Source organism: Brevibacterium sp. 2SA (genome assembly GCF_005502845.1).
Classification (GTDB): domain Bacteria; phylum Actinomycetota; class Actinomycetes; order Actinomycetales; family Brevibacteriaceae; genus Brevibacterium.
Map to the genome: position 1 here is coordinate 50627 of NZ_SCMW01000008.1, position 20703 is coordinate 71329.

The window sequence follows — 20703 nt, forward strand, 5'->3', positions numbered from 1 at the left end:
CCGAGAAGAAAGTCCACGAGTGAGTTTTCTGACCCGTCTGAGTCTGAAGAACCGTGCGCTCATCGCACTCATCTCCGTCGTCGCCGTGATCTTCGGCGTCATCGGGGCCGGAGCGCTCAAGCAGGAGCTCTTCCCCTCCCTCGACAATCCGCAGGCCACGGTCACCGCGACGTACGAGGGCGCGACCCCGCAGGCGGTCGAAAGCGAAGTCACCGACCCGCTCGAGGGAGCGCTCGCCCCGCTCTCCGAGGTCGAGGACATGACCTCGGTGTCCTCGGCCGGGTCGTCGACGATCACCGTGAGCACGAAGTACGGCGTGAACTCCGATGACATCGTTCGCACCCTGCAGCGCGCGGTGTCCCAGGTGCAGTCGCAGCTGCCCGAGGGCGTCGAACCCAATGTGCTGACCCTGAGCACCGACGACATCCCCGTCCTCGCACTCTCCGTGACCTCCGACGCCGATGAGGACAAGCTCGCCGCAGAGCTCAACGACATCGTCGAACCCGAACTCTCCAAGGTCGACGGCGTCTCCCAAGTCCAGATCGCCGGGGCCCGGACGAAGCAGGTCGACATCCGCATCCGCCAGGACGACCTCGAGGACGAAGGCGCCAGCGTCGACGAGATCGCCTCACTTCTCCAGTCCAACGGCATCCCCACCTCGGCGGGGGACCTGAACAGCAGCGAGGGCACGGCACCGGTCGAGGTCGGCAGCCGCCTGCGCTCGGTCGACGCGATCAAGAACCTCGCGGTCACCGGCAGCGACGGACCGATCACGCTCGGCGACGTCGCCGATGTCGCGATCGCCGACGCTCCCGTCGAATCGATCTCCCGGACCAACGGCCAGCCCTCGCTGTCGGTGTCGGTGATGAAGGAATCCGACGCGAACACCGTCGACGTCTCCCACGCGGTGGCGGAGCGGCTGCCCGACCTCGAGCGGACGATGGGCGACAACACGGAGTTCGTCTCCGCGTTCGATCAGGCCCCCTTCATCGAGCAGTCGATCGAGGACCTGCTGGGCGAGGGCATGCTCGGCCTCATCTTCGCCGTCCTCGTCATCCTCGTCTTCCTCCTGTCGGTGCGCGCGACGATCATCACCGCGATCTCGATCCCGCTCTCCCTCCTCATCGCCCTCATCGGCCTGTGGGTGGGCGGGGAGACGCTCAACATGCTCACCCTCGGCGCGCTGACGATCTCCGTCGGTCGCGTCGTCGACGATTCGATCGTCGTCATCGAGGCGATCCGTCGTAGGCACGCCGCCGGCGGAGACAAGTTCGCCAACATCCTCGCCGCCGTCGCCGAGGTGGCCGGAGCCATCACCGCCTCGACCCTGACGACGGTCGCCGTCTTCCTCCCGCTCGCGTTCGTCACCGGTCAGACGGGGGAGATGTTCCGTCCCTTCGCGCTCACCGCGACGATCGCCCTGCTCTCGAGCCTCTTCGTCGCGCTGACGATCGTGCCGGTCCTCGCATACTGGTTCCTCAGGCAGCGGGAGTCGACGGTCAAACTCACCCGGGAGGAGAAGGCGGAGATCCGCCGCAGCCGCAGGCAGATGCTCGGGCAATGGCGCACTGAGCGGAAAGCGGCGCGCAAGGCCGCGAAGAAGCAGAGCATCCTCACCGCTGGGCGCCACGATGCCGGCGGCGCCGTCGAGACCGACGAGGGACTCGTGCCCGCGGGGTCGGCAGCCGCGGGCGGGGGATCGCGCCCGCGGTCAGGGTCCGGGGGCGCCTTCGCATCCGATGCCGCGGGGTCCGATGCCGCAAGGTCGGCCGCCTCGGTGGGGCGCGACGAGGCGGAGGTCGACGAACTCGCCGCGCTCCACTCCCCGGTCACGCGCCTGCAGAAGACGTACATGCCGGTGATCTCGTTCTCGACCAAGCATCCGGTCATCATGATCCTCGCCGCGGTCATCATCCTCGTCGGCACCGGACTCATGGTGCCGCAGCTGAAGACCGAGCTCTTCGGCGACACCGGCCAGGAGCAGCTGCAGGTGAGCCAGACCTTCGATCCGGGCACCGACCTCACCGAGGCCTCCGACCAGGCACGGCAGGTCGAGGACATCCTCGCCGCTGATGAGAACGTCGAGTCCTATCAGGTGTCGATCGGCGGGTCGAACTTCGGCTTCGTCGACGATTCGGGCCTGACGGGCACGTACATCGTCAACACGAAGGACGGTGTCTCGGCGCAGTCGGTCACGACCGAGCTGCAGAACGAGTTCGACGCCCTCGAGGGCGTGGGTCAGGTCGAGGTCGAGGATCAGAGTTCGACGCCGGGTGCGCAGACGATCGACGTCACCCTGACGTCCACCGACACGCAGGTCCTCGAGGAGACGACGCAGACCGTCGCCGACCGGCTCGAGCAGGTGCCCGGCACCCAGTCCGTGACGAGCGACGTCGAGGCCGTCCAACCGGTCATCGAAGTCACCGTCGACTCGGAGAAGGCGGCTGAGGAGAACCTCACCGAGGCGGCGATCGGCCAGTACGTCCAGCGGGCGATGCGCGGGCAGACGATCGGCGACGTCGTCATCGACGACGTCACCCATTCCGTCCTCCTCTTCGACCGCGAGGCGACGACGGTCGACGAGCTGCGCAGCCTCGAGATCCCCGCCGCACCCGAGACCCCGACCGCCCCCGGCGGTGCCGGAGCTGGTGCCGGAGCTGGCGCCGGAGCAGGTGCCGGCGCTGGTGCAGGTGCCGGCGCTGGTGCAGGTGCAGGGGCTGCGCCGCCGGCCGAGCCGCGGTTCATCGAACTCGACGAGGTCGCCGACGTCAACGAGGTGAAGACCGCACCGAACATCCGCCACACGAACAGTCAGCGGTCGACGACGGTGTCGGTCACCCCCGCCGGAGACGACCTCGGCACGCTGTCGGCCGATGTGCAGACGGCCCTCGGCGAGGTCGACATCCCCGACGGCGTCACCGTCGACACGGGCGGCGCCACCGAGGAGCAGCAGGACGCGTTCTCCCAGCTGGGGCTGGCGATGCTCGCCGCGATCCTCATCGTCTTCGTCATCATGGTCGCGACCTTCAAGTCACTGCTCCAGCCGCTCATCCTCCTCGTCTCGATCCCGTTCGCGGCGACCGGATCGATCGCGCTGCTCCTCCTCACCGACACCGCGATGGGGCTCACGGCGATGATCGGTCTGCTCATGCTCATCGGCATCGTCGTGACGAACGCGATCGTCCTCATCGACCTCATCAACCACTTCCGCGCCCGCGGGGTCGAGCTGCGGCCGGCGATCGTCGGCGGTGCGCGCCTGCGGTACCGACCGATCCTCATGACGGCGGCGGCGACGATCTTCGCGCTCATCCCGATGGCGCTCGGGCTCACCGGCGGAGGCGTGTTCATCTCGAAGCCGCTCGCGATCGTCGTCATCGGCGGACTCGTCAGTTCGACGATCCTCACGCTCATCCTCGTCCCCGTCCTCTACCTCCTCCTCGAGGGGGCGAAGGAGCGCCGGGCCGAGAAGCGGCACGTGAAGAACATGGCCCGCGGGCAGGTCCTCGACGTCGCCGAGGCGCGCGCCGCCGACCGGGAGACCGCGACCGTGGGTGCCCCGGCCGGGTCAGCGCCAGTCGGGTCAGCGCCGGCCGGATCCCTGTCGCCAGGATCCCCGACCGCGGCCGCCGGATCCGAGCCGGAGTCCGGATCCGAGTCCGAGGCGGGTCCCCGGACAGGTTCCGCCGCGGGCCGCGACGAACCGAAGCACTGACGACGAACCGAAGCACTGACGACGAGACGGAGGAGAACGACGGTGAGCACGGAGACCGCGGCCGCCCCGCGGGAGCGCAGACGCCTGTGGATCGAGCTCGGGCTCGTCGCCGCGCTCTCCCTCGGCCAGTCCGCGGTCTACGCGGTCGTGCGGCTGGCCGACATCGTCACCCGCGGCCCCATCAGCGACGCCGAGGCGAAGCTCAACACCTCACTCAACCCGCGGCCGCTCTTCGACCTCGTCTACCAGCTCCTCGACATCGGGTTCTCCCTCGTCCCCGTCGCGCTCGCCCTCTACCTCCTCACCCGTGACTCCGACCGAAGGCCCCTGAACGAACGCCTCGGCGTCCAGGGCCACAGAGTCCGCGACTTCGGCCAGGGCGTGGGCCTCCTCCTCGTCATCGGGATCGGCACCCTGGGGATCTACGCGGGCGGCAGGGCACTCGGGATCACCGCCGAGGTGCAGCCGGCCAACCTCGGCGACCATTGGTGGACGATCCCCGTCCTCATCCTCGCGGCGGCGAAGAACGGGATCCTCGAAGAGGTCCTCCTCTTCGGATTCGGCGCCGAGCGCCTCCGCGAACTCGGCTATCGGCCGTGGACGATCATCATCGCCCTCGCCCTCTTCCGCGCGAGCTACCACCTCTATCAGGGGATCGGGCCGTTCCTCGGGAACTTCGCGATGGGCATCATCTTCGGGTGGTTCTTCATGCGCACCGGTCGGCTCATGCCGCTCGTGTGGGCGCACACGCTCATCGACGTCGTCGGATTCGTCGCCCCCGGGGTGCTCGCCCTCGTCGACCCCCGGTGATCCGACAAGGGTCCTTCGGCATTCACCTCGCGTTCACCGTCTCGTCGGCTGGCCGCCAACCGGCGCTGGAAGCCTCGGGCGAGTGTGCACCGCGGGTGCGGCTGCCGCGACCCGGCAGCACAGCGGTGCCGAGCGAATCGTCGGATCCGAGGAGACCACCCGATGGCACCATTGCGCCAGCTGCTGCCCATGGCCGGACACGTGCGCGGCAAGCGCAGCCCTGTGACCTGCGCTCTCAAATGCGACAACGCGTGTGCGAAGGAGATCTGCAACACCTCGTCCAACGGCTACTTCCGCGACATCGTCGGGGCGCAGCTGAGCCGCCGAGGCGCCGAAGTTCGACCCGGAGAACCAGACCGTCGAGGCGCAGCGGAAGCAGTTCGGCTACAACAACGACTTCCTCCAGATCCAGATCGACGACTCCGGGGACGGCAATCGGGCAGTGCTCTTCGCCAATCAGGAGTACACGAACGACGCCATCATGTACCCCGATGACATGGAGGAGTCCCGCAGACGCGCCATCAGCCGGGACGCGCACGGACTCACCGTCGCCGAACTGAAGCGGACGAACGAGACGACCCCGTGGACGCTCGACGTCAGCGGGCAGCGCAACCGCCGGTTCCTCATCGACACCGAATACGCGTTCACCGGTCCCGCCGCGGGCACCGACATGCTCCGGACGAAGGACTACCCCAACGGCGACCGGGTCCAGGGCACGCTCGGCAACTGCGCCGGCGGGCTCACCCCGTGGGGCACCCTGGTCTCCGGGGAGGAGAACTTCAACTCGTACTTCAGGGCGGTGGGCACCTCGGCGGCGGACAAGCGCTACGGGCTGACCGACGAGCCGTCCGCGTACGGATGGGAAGCCGATCTCGACCGCTTCGACACGAACTCCGCCGGGTACGCCAACGAAGCCAACCGCTTCGGCTGGATCGTCGAGGTCGATCCGTGGGACCCGAACTCGACCCCGCTCAAGCACACGAACATGGGCCGCTTCAAACACGAGGGTGCGAACATCACCATCGCCGACTCCGGCCACGCAGTCGCCTACATGGGTGATGACGAGAAGTTCGACTACCTCTACAAGTTCGTCTCGAAGGACACGTACGTCGAGGGTGACCGGCAGCGGAACATGCGACTGCTCTCCGAGGGCGACCTCTACGTCGCGAAGTTCACCGGCAACTCGCCGAAGGGCGAGATCGACGGCAGCGGAGCAGTGCCGTCCGACGGTGAGTTCGACGGGTCCGGGCAATGGCTGCCGCTGGTCAAGGACGGACAGTCGCAGGTGGCCGGCATGTCTGTCGCCGAGGTGCTCGTCAACACCCGTCTGGCCGCCGACAAGGTGGGCCCGACGAAGATGGACCGCTGCGAGGACGTCGAACCCAACCCGGTCAACGGGAAGATCTACGTCGCGTGCACGAACAACTCCGACCGCGGGACGGACGGAAAGGCCGCCGCCGACGAGGCGAACCCGCGCACGGAGAACCGCGACGGGCACATCGTCGAGATCACCGAACGCGGCGGCGACCACACGGGCACCGAATTCGACTGGACGCTGCTCCTCGTCTGCGGCGACCCGAAGCAGGGAGACGCCACGTACTTCTCCGGGTTCCCCGCCGACCAGGTCTCGCCGATCTCGTGCCCGGACAACGTCACCTTCGACACCGCCGGGAACCTGTGGATCTCGACCGACGGCGCCCCCGACGGCATCGGGTACTGCGACGGACTCTTCAGGGTGACCATCGAGGGCGATGAGCGCGGTCGCGTCGAACAGTTCCTCTCCGTGCCGCGGGAAGCCGAGGTCTGCGGTCCGCTCGTCCACGACTCCTACGACTCGGCATTCGTCGCCGTCCAGCATCCGGGTGAGGACGGCGAGTGGTCGAATCAGCACTCGCGCTTCCCCGACTACGTCGAGGAGACCGACGTCGACGCCGGAGTCGCCGCCCTGCCGCGACCGACCGTCGTCCAGGTCATCAAGGGCAGCGGCGAGGATCCGACCGCCCCGCCGACCGAGGACCCCAAGGACGCCGACCAGGACTCCGACGGCGGAAACGGCGACGAGGACTCGGACAACGGCGACGAGGACGGCGCGAACGCCGGATCGGCCGCTGACTCGTCCGGCTCGACGAACGGGTCGCAGGACGGGGCGAAGGATGCCGCAGCCGCCGGTGCGGCGGCCGCAGGCGATGCGGGCTCGGGAGGGTCCGGCGCGGGCTCGGGTGGTTCCGGTGCAGGCTCCGGGTCCGGCGGATCGGGCTCGGGAGGTGCCGGCTCGAACGGCGGCGACCTGCCGCGGACGGGCACCGACGCCACTCTGCCCCTCCTCGGCGGGGGAGCGGGACTGCTCGCGGCCGGTGGTGCACTGGCCACGGCCGCTCACCTCAAGCGGAAGAAGGCCGCCGAGGCGGTCCCGACGGACCCGACCGACGGCACCGAGGGCCCGACCCCGGCCTGAGGCTGCGTTTGCACAGCACCGAGGTGATTGCGCCGGTTCGGCGCAATCACCTCGGTGCTGTGAGGACAAACGGTCAGCCGGGCAGGCAGCGCGACCGTGCGGCGGGCAGACCTCATCGTCTGCGATGTCTGCGGCCGTGCCGAAGGTCTCCGGCCGCACCGAGGTGCCCGGCTCAGATCGTGACGAGGCCGTTCTTCTCGGTCTCGAACGTCACCGACATGATGCCGGGGGCGCCGTGCGGGGCCGACCAGTCGATGTGGATCTCCGGGATCGGCTTGGCATCGTCGGTGCCGAGCCAGTCGCGCAGGCGGTCGCGGTCGCCCGCGATCTGGAGGGTGTCGATCGAGACATCCTCGTTAGTCTTGTACGAGGAGGGATGCTGAGACGAATCGGCGGACCACTTGATGAAGAACGGCAGCTGGGGGTCGGCGATGAGCCCCTTGACACCGATCTGCAGCCACTTGAGCTCTTCTCCCGACTCGGGCGTGCGATTGCCGTCGACGGCCTTGCGCTCAAGGCGAGTCTCGACCTCGGAGAGGTCGTCGACGGACACGCACCAGCCCATCCAGCCGCCGCCGAGTTCGGAGCGCGTCCGCACAGCTTGACCGAAGGGTGTCGAGAGAGCGGCCGGGTGCTCCAAGGCTTCGACGACTTCGAGGTAATGGCCGCCCGCAAGCGGGAAGATGAGATTCCGGGTACCGAAACGCGGATGCACCCCGCCGTCGTAGGGAACCACTCCGAGCTGGTCCGAGATGCGCTCGGCGGTCGCTCGATAGCCGTCAGGTTCACTGGCGAAGGACACATGGTCGAGTTTCATGTCACGAGAATCGCACACCCTGGCCCACACTTCTCATTAGGGTAACCTAAGCAGAAATCGCGCGGTCGGCCATTGCCGTCGGCCGTCGCTTCCGTGGCACCATATGTGACCTGGGCAACAGGAGCGACGTGGCCTGGTCCGCACCTGAGGGCCCACGCCGGAGCAGTGTGAAAGGATTCTCCCCATGCCCCCCTCTGACATCTCCCCGCCGACAGACACCCCGTTCTTCGTCCGCTGGCTGCCCCGCGTGCTCACGATCCTCGCCGTGCTCATGCTCGTCAACCTCGTCACCCCGGTGGACAGCTGGCTCGGCCAGGTCTTCGAGTTCCTCTGGACATGGGTCGTCCTCGTCACCCCGGTCGACTTCGTCTCCTCGGTCGTGCTCATCGTGCTCGCTGCCGCTCTGAGCTTCCGCAAGCGCGTCGCCTGGTGGGTCTTCGTCGTCCTGCTTGCCGTTCTCCTCGCCCTCTACGTCCTCCTCGTCGTCGGCTTCGCCGTCCTGGCTCCCGAAGAGCTGACCGTCGATCTCGCCACGGCGGCGATCCTCCCGGTCGCGGGTCTCGTCGGAGCGCTCATCTACCGCAGGTGGTACACCGCGAAGACGCAGCCGCGGGGCTTCCTCAAAGCCATCGCGGTCCTCGCCATCGGCATCGTCATCACCGTGCTCGTGGTGCTCACCTGCCAGTTCGTCATCGGAGGTCTGACGATGACCCAGGCGAGGGACATCGTCCTCGAACTCTTCGGCGCCAAGCAGAACACCGAATCGAGCTGGATGCTCACGGTCTTCGGCTTCGGATCCGGAGCGAGCATCATCCTCGCCTTCTGGACGCTCCTGCGGTCCGCCCGCGACGCCGAGCGCATCGACATCGCCCAGGAGCGCGAGATCCGGCAGGGACTGGCCGACCACGACTCGGACTCCCTCGGCTACTTCTCGACGAGGCGCGACCGGTCCGCCTTCTTCACCGACGACTGCGTCCTGACCTATCGGGTCCAGGCCGGTGTCTGCCTCGTCGCGAGCGATCCCATCGGGCCGCCGTCCCAGTGGGTGGGGGCCGCCCGCGCGTTCGTCGCCTATGCCGAGTCCTACGGCTGGGTTCCCGCCGTGCTCGCGGCGTCGAAGCAGGGTGCGCAGGCGTACCACGACGCGGGTCTCAAAGTCCTCCACGTCGGCGATGAAGCGGTGCTCTTCACGAAGGACTTCACCCTCTCCGCGCTGCCCGAGGTCCAGCGCGCGGTCGCGAAGCTCTCGGGCCTCGGCTACACGATCCGCACCCGCAGGCAGGCCGAGATCCCCGCCGACGACCTCGAGCGCCTCTCCCGATTCGCCGACGAATGGCGCGACGGCGACACCGAGCGGGGATTCTCCATGGCCCTCGGCCGTTTCGGTGACCCTGCCGACGCCGACGGCCTCGTCATCGAAGCGCTCTTCCCCGCCGATGCGGGGACCCTCGCCGGGACCACGGCGGGCCTCCTCTGCTTCGTGCCGTGGGGGAACTCCGGAGCGTCCCTCGACCTCATGCGCCGTCACCCGTTCGCGGAGAACGGCGTCACGGAGTTCATGGTCGCCGGCCTCATGCGCGAGGCACCGGACCTGGGCATCGCGTCGGTCTCACTCAACTTCGCCGTCTTCCGCTCCGCGTTCGAGCAGGGCAAGGAGCTCGGGGCCGGGCCGATCAAGCGACTGTGGCGCAACGTCCTCCTCTACCTCTCCCGGTTCTGGCAGCTCGAATCCCTCTACCGGTCCAATGAGAAGTACCATCCGACCTGGGTGCCCCGGATGCTCTGCTATCCGGAAGGGTCGGACCTCGCCCGGATCGGCCTGGCCGTGAGCATCGCCGAAGGCTTCCTCACCCCGCCGAAGATCTTCGGCAAGGGTCAGCACGACCAGCCGATCTACACCCCGGAGGAAGCCGCTCCGCTGCTCGGGATCACCGCCTCGGCGCCGGTGGCCGATTCCGCGTCCCGGGTTCCCGATCAGGTGCGCCACCGTCTCGATGTGCGCGAGCGGATGCTTGCCTCCGGGGTGGAGCCCTATCCCGCCGAGGCGGCCGCCGACGCCGTGCCCGGCACCGTCCTCGACGGGCGGGTGCTCGGCATCCGCGACCACGGCGGAGTCGTCTTCCTCGACCTGCGCACCCAGGGCCACGACGTCCAGCTCGTGTGCGAACGCGACAACCTCGGCGCCGAATCCCTCTCCCGGCTGCAGTCGTGGCTCTCCCGCGGTGACCGGATCTCCGTGACCGGCTACGACGGCGTCTCCCGCACCGGCACCCCGTCGTTCATCGTCACCGGATGGACGATGACGGCGAAGTCCCTGCGTCCGTGGCCGAGCCTCCACGAGGGGCTGACCGACCCGGAGGCGAAGGTGCGCCAGCGCTACCTCGACTTCACGATGAACACCGGCCAGCGCGACCTCATGGTCGTCCGCTCGCTCGCGTTCCAGACGATCAGGGAGACCCTGCAGTCGCGGGACTTCCTCGAGGTCGAGACCCCGATCCTCCAGACTGTCCACGGCGGGGCGAACGCGCGGCCGTTCCTCACCCACATCAATGCCTACAACCTCGACCTCTACCTCCGCATCGCCCCGGAGCTCTACCTCAAGCGGCTCCTCGTCGGCGGCTTCGACCGGGTGTTCGAGATCGGGCGGAACTTCCGCAACGAGGGCGTCGACGCGACCCACAACCCGGAGTTCTCGATGCTCGAGGCCTACCAGGCCGGCGGCGACTACACCACGATGCGCGAGCTCACCCGCACGATGGTCATCAACGCCGCCCAGGCGTCGCTGGGCACGACGATCGTGCGCGGCACCGTCGACGGCGTCGACCACGAGATCGACCTTGCCGATGAGTGGACGACGATCTCGCTCACCGACGTCGTCTCGCAGAAGATGGGCGAGGAGGTCACGACCGACACCTCGATCGAGGCGCTGCGCACCCTGGCGCGGAAGGCCGGGGTCACCGTCAACCCGAAGTGGGGATGGGGCATGCTGCTCCAGGAGATCTACGAGGAGGTCGCGGAGTCCCAGACGGTCGCCCCGACCTTCTACACGGACTTCCCGGCCGAGACCTCGCCGCTGACCAGGCAGCATCGCACGGACCCGAAGCTCGCCGAGAAGTGGGACCTCATCATCTTCGGCTCCGAGCTCGGCACTGCGTACTCCGAGCTCGTCGACCCCGTCGTCCAGCGACAGCGCCTGACTGCTCAGTCGCTGGCCGCCGCCGGCGGCGACCCCGAGGCGATGGAGCTCGACGAGGACTTCCTCCGCGCCCTCGAGTACGGCATGCCGCCGGCCGGTGGGCTCGGCATGGGACTCGACCGGCTCGTCATGCTCTTCACCCAGCAGACGATCCGGTCGACGATCACCTTCCCGCTGGCCAAACCGCGCGGATACTGAGCATGCGCCGCACCGCCGCCGTCCTCCTCGCCGCAGCCGTGCTGCTGTCCTACGACTCGTGGGTCCTGCTGGCGCTGAGCCCGCAGCCGTACCCGCTGGCCGGCTACGTCTCGGAGCTCGCCGCAGCCGATCAGCCGTATTCGTGGGTCTTCCGCACCGGTGACGCGATCGCCGGAGCCCTCATGGTCCTCATCGCGGGCCTCGGGGTGCGGGGGTGGCGGACGCGCTTCGGGCGGCTCTCGGTCTGGGTGGCGGTCGCCGTGGCGATCACGGGACTCGGCACGATCGGCGATGCCATCGCCGCGCTGCCGTGCGCGCAGAGCTTCGACGATGCCTGCTACGCCGAGTACACCGCGAATCCGCTGCGGCCCGACTTCCTCCTCCACGCGATCGCCTCCTCGCTCGTCGCGCTCGGGGCCCTGGCGAGCATGCTCCTCGCCTTCCTCGCCCTGCGCCGGCAGGGCAGGGTGCGCACGGCGTATGCCCGCGGGGTCGTCATCATGCTCGCGGCCCTGCTGGTGACGAATGTGTCCTCGGTCGTCATCGAGATGCTGTGGCGGACCGGGCAGGGCTACGTCCAGGCCGTCGCCGTGCTCATCATCGCCGCGTGGGCAGCGCACCTCGGCTGGGCGGCCGTCATCGACCGCGGCACCGGAACCCGGAACCCTGCCGAGGCGGTCGACAGTGAGGACAGCCGTGTCAGCTGAGAGCCGGTTCGCAGATCTCGCGACGACCGTCATCGACGGGTACACGGTCTATCGGCGCCCGGGCACCGCCTCGGCGGGGGAGTCCGGTGACAGTGCCGAGGCGCGCCGGGCCCATGACGACGGTGCAGCGCTCGAGGACGGTGCCGACGCATTGCCGGTCCTGCTGCTCAACGGCTGTGCGATCGCGGCGGCGAGCTGGGCCCCGGTCATCGAGGCGATGCCCGACCGCGATGTCATCGCCAGCGACCGCCCAGGGTTCGCCGGCACCGCCTGGCCGGGCATCCTGCCCGACCTCGCCACGGAGATCGCGTCGATGGAGCGGGCGATCTCAGGACACGAGCGTGTCGTCATCGTCGCCCATTCGATGGCGTCGTTCCGCGCCGAGGCGTTCGCCCGGCTGCATCCGCAGCGCGTGGCCGGCATCGTCCTCGTCGATCCGTCGATCGAGGACTACCGGCACCGGGGCAGCGCCGGCGCCCTGTCGCGGGCGACCCTGCTGCCCATCCTCGGGGCGCTGACGACGCGCACGGAGATCGGGCAGCTCGCCTCGCTGCTGTCCCACCGCGGGTTCGCGCGGCAGTCGGGGTCGGGCCGTGCGCTCGATCAGGCGGCGTTCAAGGATCCCTACGCCGATCCGGAGACGCTCAAGGCCTCACTCGCGGAATGGCTGAGCTACCGCAGTCAGGGGGCGGATCTCCACGCCCTGCGTCAGTCGACGGAGCCGGTCGGCGCCCCCACCTCGGCGCTCGAGGCCCCACCCCTGTCGAACCTGCGCCGTGAGCGGATCCTCGGCCGGGCGTTCGCCGACCTGCGGAGGCGAGAGGTCCTCGACTCCCGGCATCTGATGATGATCGACCGCCCCGACGTGATCGTCGAGGCGGTCGATGAGGTGAGCCGGGCGGCTCGAGCCGCGGAGGCCTGAGCCGCGGTCAGCGCCTGCTCAGTGGTCGCTGGTCTTGAAGCGCTCGATCGAGGCGTTGACCTCGGCTTCGGCCTCGGCGCGGCCGACCCAGTTCGATCCCTTGACGAACTTGCCGGGCTCGAGGTCCTTGTAGCGGGTGAAGAAGTGCTCGATCTCGTCGAGGGTGAACTGGTTGACGTCCGCGATGTCCTGGTAGGAGTCCCAGCGCGGATCGCCCGCGGGCACGGCGAGAACCTTGTCGTCGCCACCGGCTTCGTCCTCCATCTGGAACATGCCGATCGGGCGGACGTCGGCCTGCACACCGGGGAACAGGGGCTCGGTGAGCAGCACGAGCACATCGAGGGGATCCCCGTCGTTGCCGAGGGTGTCCTCGATGAAGCCGTAGTCCGCGGGGTACTGCATCGAGGTGAAGAGGTAGCGGTCGAGCTTGACCCGGCCGGTCTCATGGTCGACTTCGTACTTGTTGCGCGAACCGCGGGGGATCTCGATCGTGGCCAAGAGTTCCATAGTGCTCCTTACGCGTTAGGGTGGCATCACTAGGATAGTGCCTATGCGTCCCCACCGCCGACACGCCTCGACCCTCCTCAGCCGGCCCCGCAACCGGCGACAGCCGCGAGGGAGGACGTGCCCGACGACACGAACAGGAGCCCGCGTTTGACCCCCACGACGCCGCAGGACTCTCAGCCCGAGGAGGAACCGCGAGCCGGGTCCGGATCGGCAGGTGCTGATTCGGCGGGGACAGGGTCGACGGGGGCAAGCGGCTCGGGTCCGCGCGGTGAGCGGAAGCGCTCGGGCAAGCGGCTCGCCGCCGGCATCACCGCAGGCGTCCTCCTCGCCGGTGCCCTCGGATACGGAGTCGCCGATGCCGCCGACGTCGTCCCCGGCTTCCTCACCACGGAACCGGCGATCGAGGTCGACCCGCTGCCGCAGCCGGTCGCCGCCGGACAGGACGTGCCCGCCCCCGCCTCGGCGCTCACCGATTCCGCCCCGATCCCACAGAGCGCCGGCAGCGAACTCGAGCGCATCCTCGGCGACTCGCAAGTCAAGGGATTCGGCGTCGAGGTCCGCGACGCCCTGACTGACCAGGTGCTCTTCGCCACCGACGAGAACCGGGCGCGGACGCCGGCCTCGGTGACGAAGGTGCTCACCGCTTCCGCCGCGCTGCTCGCGATCGGCGGTGAACAGCGGCTGTCGACGACGGCTGCCTTCGATCCGGCGACGTCGACGGTCACGCTCGTCGGCGGTGGGGACGTCCTCCTCGGTGCCGGCGAATCCCAGCCCGGTGCCGTCAACGGCCACGCGGGGCTGAAGACCCTGGCGGAGGAGACCGCGGCGGCGCTCAAGGAGCGGCAGGTCACCGAGGTGGCGCTCGCCGTGGACACGAGCCGCTACCCGGGCAACGACTTCAACCCGAGCTGGGAGCGGGCGGACATCGCCAAGGGCGTCATCACCCCGATCCAGCCCCTCATGGTCGACAGCGGGTACGTCGGGGACCCGTCCGCGGCCTGGCGCGGTCGCAGCGAGAACCCGTCGGCCGATGCGCTCGCGGCGTTCCGCACCGCCCTCGAAACCGCGGGGATCACCGTCACCGATCAGCAGGCAGCCCCCGGCGCCGCGGACACTGCGGGGACGACACCGGACCCGACGGACACCTCGGCGGGCTCGGAAGGGCCCGCGACGCTTGCGACGGTGGAATCGGCGACGATCTCCGAGATCGTCGAGTACGCCCTCGTCCACAGTGACAATGTCGTCGCCGAGGTGCTCGGCAACGAGGTCGCGATCGCCCAGGGCATGCCCGGCAGCCTCGAGAACGGACCGAAGGCCGTCATCGCCGCCCTCGAGGACACCGTCGACCTCGGGCAGACGCAGCTCTACGACACCTCGGGACTCGACTACGGCAACCGGATCAGCCCGCACGACCTCACGACGGTCCTCCAGGCCTCGGTCGTCGCCGAGGACTCGCTCTCAAGCCTCATCAGCTACTTTCCCGTCGGCGGGCTGACCGGCACGCTCACCGACCGGTTCGGCGACGACCCCAACGCCGCGGGCGCCGTGCACGCGAAGACGGGGACCCTGTCGACGGTGACTTCGCTGGCCGGGGGAGTCCTCGACGCCGACGGCCGCTACCTCGTGTTCTCGTTCCAGATCGACGGCGTCGACCGGGCGAAGATCCTCGAGGCCCGCAAGACCGTCGACGACGCCGTGTCCGCGCTGGCCGATTGCGGGTGCTCATGATCATCGACGAGAACTTCACCGTCCGCACGGCCCGCGAGGTCGTCTCCGCTCCGAAACCGCCGGCGGCGAGCACGCTTGAGGAGCTCGTCGCCGGGATGAAGGACAATGCGCTCACCGCGCAGGACCTCGTCGTCGATTCGTTCCTGCTGGCCCCTGACCACGCCGACGACGTCCGCACCCGGCTGGCGGCAGGGTCCGTGCTCGTCCTCGACCAGGTCGGCTGGATCAAGGCGAACGCCGAATCACTCAACGGGATGGTCGACGTCTCCGCCCTGCCGGGCGTCCCCGGTCCCGCCTCGCAGCGGGCAGCCGCCGTCGAGGTGGCCGGTGTCCTCTCCCTGCTCTCGACGCGCGTGCTCGGCCAGTTCGACCCCTTCGCCCGGGAATCCGGGCGACTGATGTTCATCGCCCCGTCGGTGCTCATCGCGGAGGAGGCGATGAAGGTCGACCCCCGGGACTTCCGGATGTGGGTCGCCCTCCACGAAGCCACCCACCAGGTCCAGTTCGCCACCGCGCCGTGGCTGCGCGAGCACATGCGCGGGCTGCTCTCGCAGTTCGTCTCGACCCCGCTCTCGACTCCGGGATGGTCGACCGTCGCCGAGGTGTTCGCCACCTTCGGACGCATCATCCGCGGTCAGGCGAGCATGGTCGACCTCATCACGAACGAGGGGATGAAGACGGCGCTCACCGATGCCTCGGCAATCCTCAGCCTGCTCGAAGGTCATGCGGACGTCGTCATGGACGAGGTCGGCATCGGCGTCATCCCCAGCGTGCGCAAGCTGCGCCGCCGGTTCGAGGCGCGCCGGGACGCCGGACAGGGCGGGTTCCTCTCGAATCTGCTGGGGATGAACCTCAAGCTCGCGCAGTACCGCGACGGGGCGAAGTTCGTCCGCGAGGTCCGGGCCGCGGTCGGCCAGTCCGGGTTCGGCGCGGTCTACGCGAGCGCGGAGAACCTGCCCACGGCCCCGGAGATCCAGACGCCGCGGCTGTGGCTCGACCGCGTCCACGGGTGAGCGACGGCATGCGACGGACGGGAGCGCGGCGCCGTGGCTGAGGCGGGGCGCCGACCGACGCTCGATCCGGCGAGTGCCGCGATCCGCGCCGCCGTCCGCGTGACGCTGGCAGACGCGGGGGATCGGGGGCGATCTCAAGCGGGCGGGGAGTCACGTGAGTCCACGCTCGCTTCCGGGGAACCGCAATCGTCAGCTGTGCCGCGTCTCATCGTCGCGGTCTCCGGCGGCGCCGATTCGATGGCGCTGCTCCACGCGTGCGCGTTCCTCCACCGCCGCGGCGAGGTCGAGGCGCTCGCCGTCACCGTCGACCACGGTCTGCAGGCGGAATCCGCCGAGGTGGCCGCGACCGTGGCGGCCACCGCTGAGTCCTGGGGTGTGCCCGCGACGATCGCGCCCGTCACCGTCACGCACGGCGCCGACGGCATCGAAGCCGCGGCACGAGACGCCCGCTATGCCGCGCTCGAGACCGCCCTGGCAGCGCATGAGGCGGACTGGATCCTCACCGCCCACACCCGCAGCGACCAGGCCGAGACGGTGCTGCTCGGGCTGCTCCGCGGTTCGGGCACCCGGTCGCTGGCCGGCATGGCGGTGCGGTCCGGGCCTGTGCTGCGCCCCCTGCTCGACATCGACCGGGCCGCGACCGAAGCCGCATGCCGGGCGCAGGGTATCGCCGTCTGGCACGATCCGATGAATGCCGATGCCGCATTCGCCAGGGTGCGGGTGCGCGGTCTGCTCGCCGTGCTCGAGGCCGAGCTCGGTCAGCCGGTCACCGACAATCTCGCCCGGACGGCTGAGCTCTGCCGCGCCGACGCGGACGTCCTCGACGCGGCCGCCGCGGACGTCCTCGCCGAGATCCGGGGCGCGTCCGAGGTTCCGCTCGACCGCCTCGGCGACCATCCCGAGGCGATCCTCTCCCGCGTGCTGCGCGGGTGGCTGCTCTCACTCGGAGTGCCCGCACAGTCCTTCGGTTCGACCCGCATCCGCGATCTCATGGCGCTCATCAGGGAGGATGAGGGAACGGGTCGGGTTCGCCGTCTGTCCTTCCCGGGCGACACCGAGGTCGTCGTCAGCCACGGCACCGTGCGCTTCGGCTTCGCCGCCAAGCACCCGGAGTCATAGAGCTCGGACGTCCACCCGCCACCATGCACTCCGCTGAGTCGCGAATCCGCCGCGTGCACGGGTTGTGCGTGACGCTCAAGGTGGCGGTAGGGGAGGGGTAGCGTCAGCGGACGCCACTGGAGAGGGGCGCCGTCAGCGGACGCCGCCGAGGAGCTCACCGCCGGAGGCGACGAGTGTCCCACCCTTGTAGACGTCGCGTTCGAGCGGGCAGTCCATGATCGCCGAGGTGACTGTGTCCGCGTCGAGGAGCAGGAAGTCGGCAGGCGCCCCGACACCGAGGCCGTGGACGGCATCGTCGGTGAGCGCAGTGCCGTCGGGGCGCGTCCCGGCCATCACCTGGGCACCTCCGCGGGAGGCGATGTCGAGGCAGTGCTCGATGTCCTCATCGCGGCGGAAGCCGTTGGTGAACGCCAGCTGCCACGTCCGTCGCAGCAGGTCACCGTCACCGTAGGGACTCCAGTAGTCGCGCTGCCCGTCCTCGCCGAGGCCGATCGCCACCCGCTGCTCACCGAGGATGTCCTGCGGCAGGCTGCCCTTCTGCGGGGCCACGGTCGTCACGGAGATGCCCGCCTCGGCGAGGATTTCGGCGAGGCGACGGACGACGGGTTCGGGGTTCGTGTTGAGGGCGAAGGCATGCGAGATCGTCACCTGCCCCTGCAAGCCGAGCGTCTGCGTCCGGTGCGCGATCTCCTCGAACGAGAAGACACCGGCCGTGCCGCCCTCGTGGAGGTGGATGTCGACGCCCTTGCCGTGCTTCTCGGCGAGAGCGAAGACGATGTCGAGATGCGTCTTCGGATCGCGATCGTACTGGACGGGGTCGAGGCCGCCGACGAGATCAGCGCCCTCGGACAGGGCCGCGTCGAGAAGGTCGCGGACGCCCTTCTCCCGCACGATGCCCGCCTGCGGGAACGCGACGATCTGCGAATCGAGGACGTCGGCGTGAGCGGCGAGGGCATCGCGGACCCCGGTGAAGCGCTCGAGCCCGGTGTCGGAGTCGATCTGCGTGTGCGAGCGGATCCGCGACCCGCCCGAAGCGATGATCGCGGCGATCGCGAAGCTCGCCTGGTCGCGCACCGACCGTTCGCCGCTGCGCCAGTTCGCGCGGTCGTTCATGATGAAGCCGTGCAGCGTGCCGTCGGCGGTGTGCGGACGGAAGGTCTGCCCGAGGCGGTTCGAATCGAGGTGCGCATGGACATCGCCGAGACCCGGCAGCAGCACCCGTCCGCGCCCCTCGACGACCTCGGCGGAGCCTGCCGCGCCCGTCTCGCCGGTTCCGGCACCCGCCTCGCCGGCCGGGGGGATCGCCGCGATCCGACCGTCGGCGACGACGACGTCGACGGCCGCCTCGTCCGGACAGCGCGGAAAGAGGCGGACATCGGTGAACGTGGTGGCCATGGGCTGCCTCGGCTTTCTCTCTGCTCTCCGATGGTCGAAGAGCGCTCTCTGCGGGTGGGAGACGATGAGCTGCGGGCCCGGTCGGAGCCCTCGACTCAAACGGTATACCATTGTCCGGGCGGCTGCCCACCCAGCCGCTCACCCCGCCGCCCCGAGCCTGAGGGGTGAGCGCCCGAGGGGTGAGAGCCCGACGAATGACGGAGCACCGTCTGAGAGGATGACCGCATGAGCACGACTCCCGGGACCGCGAATGCCACGGGCCCTCGGATGGGCCCCGGCCTCGACGTGCTCGCCGTCATCTGCCTCGTCCTCATCGCCTCCTCGCTGCGTCCCGCGGCCTCCTCACTCGGCCCCGTCCTCGCCGAGGTCCAGACCGCCTTCGGTCTCGCCGAATGGCAGACCGGGCTGCTCACCGCCCTGCCCGGTCTCATCTTCGCCGTCTGCGGCTTCCTCGCCGTCCCGCTGCTGCGGCGCGTCGGCCTCTTCGCCTCGCTGACGGTCGCCTGCGTGCTCATCGCCGGCGGCATCGGCGCCCGCGTCCTCGTCGACTCGTGGGTGGCGTTCGCCGCCCTGACGATCGCCGCCCTGGCCGGGATGTCGCTCGGCAACGTCATCCTCCCCGTCTTCGTCAAGACCCGCTTCCCGCATCGGGCCCACCTCGGTGCGACCGCGTTCACCGTCTCACTCGGCCTCGGGGCGATGTTCCCCGCCCTCCTCACCGCACCCCTGACCGAGCACTTCGATGACTGGCGGGTCGGCCTCGGCGCCTGGGTGCTCGTGCCGCTCACCGCACTGATCACATGGATCGTGCTGCGCGTCCTCGGCTCCGTGCCCGTCTTCCGCCGCCCCGGAACCGAGCACAGCGCGACACCGGCACCGCGGCGGCACATCCACATGACCGCGAAGGCGCGGTACATGGCGATGTTCTTCGGCCTCCAGTCCGTCAACGCCTACGTCCAGTTCGGGTGGCTGCCGCAGATCTACCGGGATGCCGGACTCGACCCCGTCGCCGCAGGCGTCATGCTCACGATCGTCACCCTCGGCGGCCTGCCCGGCGGCTTCCTCGCCCCGCAGATCATCATGCGCGGCATCGCCCCCCGCGCCTTCCTCGTCTCCTTCGCCCTCAGCGCCGTCGCCGGCTACACGGGCCTCCTCCTCGCCCCCGCCTCGGCGCCGGTGCTCTGGGCGGTCCTGCTGTCCTACGGCGGATTCGCATTCCCCGCCGCCCTGGCCCTCATCACCAGCCGCACCCGCGACGTCTCGGTCACCGCCCGCACCTCGGCATTCGTCCAGTCCTCGGGCTATGTGCTCGCCGCCCTCGGCCCGCTCGCCGTCGGCGGCCTGCTCGGCCTCAGCGGCGCCTGGACCCTGCCGCTCATCCTCATGATCGCCGTCTCCGTGCTCATGGGCGTCACCGGCTGTCTCTCCGCGGCACCGGGCACCGTCGACGACGAGCTGACCCAGTGACCGCGCGGGTGGCTCCGCGGCGGCCCCGTCGCCCATAATGGAGTCACAGCCACCCCACACGAGGAGAATCGACACCAGTGGACATCAACGATCTCGGCAATGACATCGAAGAAGTGCTCGTCTCGGAAGAACAGATAGCCGCCCGACTCGTTGAACTGGCCGCCGCCATCGATGAAGACTACAAGGACAAGGACATCCTCCTCGTCGGCGTCCTCAAAGGCGCGGTCATGGTCATGGCCGACCTCGCCCGGGCCCTGCACTCGCCGGTGACGATGGACTGGATGGCCGTCTCCTCCTACGGCTCGGGCACGAAGTCCTCCGGTGTCGTGCGGATCCTCAAGGACCTCGACACCGACCTCACCGGCCGCCACGTGCTCATCGTCGAGGACATCATCGACTCCGGGCTCACCCTGTCCTGGCTCGTGCAGAACCTGCGCTCCCGCGGGGCCGCCGACGTCGAGATCTGCACGATGCTGCGCAAACCCGAAGCCGTCAAGGTCGACATCGACGTCAAATACGTCGGCTTCGACGTCCCCAACGAGTTCGTCATCGGCTACGGACTCGACTACGCGGAGAAGTACCGCAACGTCCCGTTCGTCGCGACTCTGGCTCAGCACGTCTACAGCTGAGCGGCGTTGAGCTGAGCGCCCACCGCGC

Annotated in this window: 13 protein-coding genes and 1 pseudogene; 11 read left to right on the forward strand and 3 right to left on the reverse strand. The window is 69.4% G+C overall.

Annotation, left to right across the window (positions count from 1 at the left end; genetic code table 11):
• Positions 1-19 precede the first annotated feature (19 nt).
• From FFS20_RS05275 to FFS20_RS05285, 3 genes and pseudogenes are all read left to right on the forward strand, one after another.
• A complete protein-coding gene (locus FFS20_RS05275) occupies positions 20-3712 on the forward strand; it encodes an efflux RND transporter permease subunit (RefSeq protein ID WP_137824871.1) in 3693 nt (1230 codons plus the stop codon).
• Between the two features lie 42 nt (positions 3713-3754).
• A complete protein-coding gene (locus FFS20_RS05280) occupies positions 3755-4522 on the forward strand; it encodes a CPBP family intramembrane glutamic endopeptidase (protein ID WP_137824872.1) in 768 nt (255 codons plus the stop codon).
• A gap of 162 nt (positions 4523-4684) precedes the next feature.
• Positions 4685-6434, forward strand: a pseudogene (locus FFS20_RS05285) (PhoX family phosphatase); the annotation flags it as partial.
• A gap of 715 nt (positions 6435-7149) precedes the next feature.
• Here FFS20_RS05285 and FFS20_RS05290 read toward each other — a convergent pair.
• The gene (locus FFS20_RS05290) at positions 7150-7794 is read right to left on the reverse strand and encodes a VOC family protein (RefSeq protein WP_137824873.1); all 645 of its coding nucleotides are present in this window, start codon (positions 7792-7794) and stop codon (positions 7150-7152) included.
• Positions 7795-7978: 184 nt separating this feature from the next.
• Between FFS20_RS05290 and lysX the strand changes: the two genes are divergently transcribed.
• Genes lysX through FFS20_RS05305 form a run of 3 tightly spaced genes read left to right on the forward strand, consistent with a single transcriptional unit; the run spans position 7979 to position 12817 of the window.
• Positions 7979-11188 carry a bifunctional lysylphosphatidylglycerol synthetase/lysine--tRNA ligase LysX gene (gene lysX, locus FFS20_RS05295; RefSeq protein WP_137824874.1) on the forward strand — a complete coding sequence of 1070 codons (3210 nt, stop codon included), beginning with the start codon at positions 7979-7981 and terminating at the stop codon, positions 11186-11188.
• A gap of 2 nt (positions 11189-11190) precedes the next feature.
• Positions 11191-11895 carry a DUF998 domain-containing protein gene (locus tag FFS20_RS05300; RefSeq protein WP_137824875.1) on the forward strand — a complete coding sequence of 235 codons (705 nt, stop codon included), beginning with the start codon at positions 11191-11193 and terminating at the stop codon, positions 11893-11895.
• Positions 11885-12817, forward strand: a complete 933-nt coding sequence (locus tag FFS20_RS05305) for an alpha/beta hydrolase (protein WP_171006999.1) — start codon at positions 11885-11887, stop codon at positions 12815-12817. Before FFS20_RS05300 ends, FFS20_RS05305 begins: the two co-directional genes overlap by 11 nt.
• Positions 12818-12835: 18 nt before the next feature.
• Here the strand turns inward: FFS20_RS05305 and FFS20_RS05310 are convergent, their stop codons facing one another.
• Positions 12836-13324 (reverse strand): inorganic diphosphatase, encoded by a 489-nt coding sequence (locus FFS20_RS05310; RefSeq protein ID WP_137824877.1) that lies wholly within the window; start codon positions 13322-13324, stop codon positions 12836-12838.
• 147 nt (positions 13325-13471) lie between these two features.
• On the opposite strand from FFS20_RS05310, the gene dacB reads away from it, so the two are divergent.
• From dacB to tilS, 3 genes are all read left to right on the forward strand, one after another.
• Positions 13472-15052: a D-alanyl-D-alanine carboxypeptidase/D-alanyl-D-alanine-endopeptidase gene (gene dacB, locus FFS20_RS05315; protein ID WP_249356679.1), complete on the forward strand. Its 1581-nt coding sequence runs from the start codon at positions 13472-13474 to the stop codon at positions 15050-15052.
• A complete protein-coding gene (locus FFS20_RS05320; protein ID WP_137824878.1) occupies positions 15049-16065 on the forward strand; it encodes a zinc-dependent metalloprotease in 1017 nt (338 codons plus the stop codon). The genes dacB and FFS20_RS05320 overlap by 4 nt, the downstream gene beginning before the upstream one ends.
• Before the next feature lie 195 nt (positions 16066-16260).
• Positions 16261-17184, forward strand: a complete 924-nt coding sequence (gene tilS, locus FFS20_RS05325; RefSeq protein WP_249356680.1) for a tRNA lysidine(34) synthetase TilS — start codon at positions 16261-16263, stop codon at positions 17182-17184.
• Positions 17185-17316: 132 nt separating this feature from the next.
• Here tilS and FFS20_RS05330 read toward each other — a convergent pair whose 3' ends face one another.
• The gene (locus FFS20_RS05330; RefSeq protein WP_137824880.1) at positions 17317-18579 is read right to left on the reverse strand and encodes an amidohydrolase family protein; all 1263 of its coding nucleotides are present in this window, start codon (positions 18577-18579) and stop codon (positions 17317-17319) included.
• A 225-nt stretch (positions 18580-18804) separates the two neighbouring features.
• Here FFS20_RS05330 and FFS20_RS05335 point away from each other — a divergent pair, with 225 nt between their 5' ends.
• Complete coding sequence (locus FFS20_RS05335; RefSeq protein ID WP_137824881.1) at positions 18805-20046, forward strand: MFS transporter; 1242 nt, start codon at positions 18805-18807, stop codon at positions 20044-20046.
• 77 nt (positions 20047-20123) lie between these two features.
• Complete coding sequence (gene hpt, locus FFS20_RS05340; RefSeq protein ID WP_009380922.1) at positions 20124-20675, forward strand: hypoxanthine phosphoribosyltransferase; 552 nt, start codon at positions 20124-20126, stop codon at positions 20673-20675.
• Positions 20676-20703 lie beyond the last annotated feature (28 nt).

What these genes read in the sequence shown, in the direction of transcription:
- FFS20_RS05290 (WP_137824873.1), bottom strand. Translation starts at nt 7,794, where the DNA reads ATGAAACTCGACCATGTGTCCTTCGCCAGTGAACCTGACGGCTATCGA.
- lysX (WP_137824874.1), top strand. Translation starts at nt 7,979, where the DNA reads ATGCCCCCCTCTGACATCTCCCCGCCGACAGACACCCCGTTCTTCGTC.
- FFS20_RS05300 (WP_137824875.1), top strand. Translation starts at nt 11,191, where the DNA reads ATGCGCCGCACCGCCGCCGTCCTCCTCGCCGCAGCCGTGCTGCTGTCC.
- FFS20_RS05310 (WP_137824877.1), bottom strand. Translation starts at nt 13,324, where the DNA reads ATGGAACTCTTGGCCACGATCGAGATCCCCCGCGGTTCGCGCAACAAG.
- FFS20_RS05320 (WP_137824878.1), top strand. Translation starts at nt 15,049, where the DNA reads ATGATCATCGACGAGAACTTCACCGTCCGCACGGCCCGCGAGGTCGTC.
- FFS20_RS05330 (WP_137824880.1), bottom strand. Translation starts at nt 18,579, where the DNA reads ATGGCCACCACGTTCACCGATGTCCGCCTCTTTCCGCGCTGTCCGGAC.
- FFS20_RS05335 (WP_137824881.1), top strand. Translation starts at nt 18,805, where the DNA reads ATGAGCACGACTCCCGGGACCGCGAATGCCACGGGCCCTCGGATGGGC.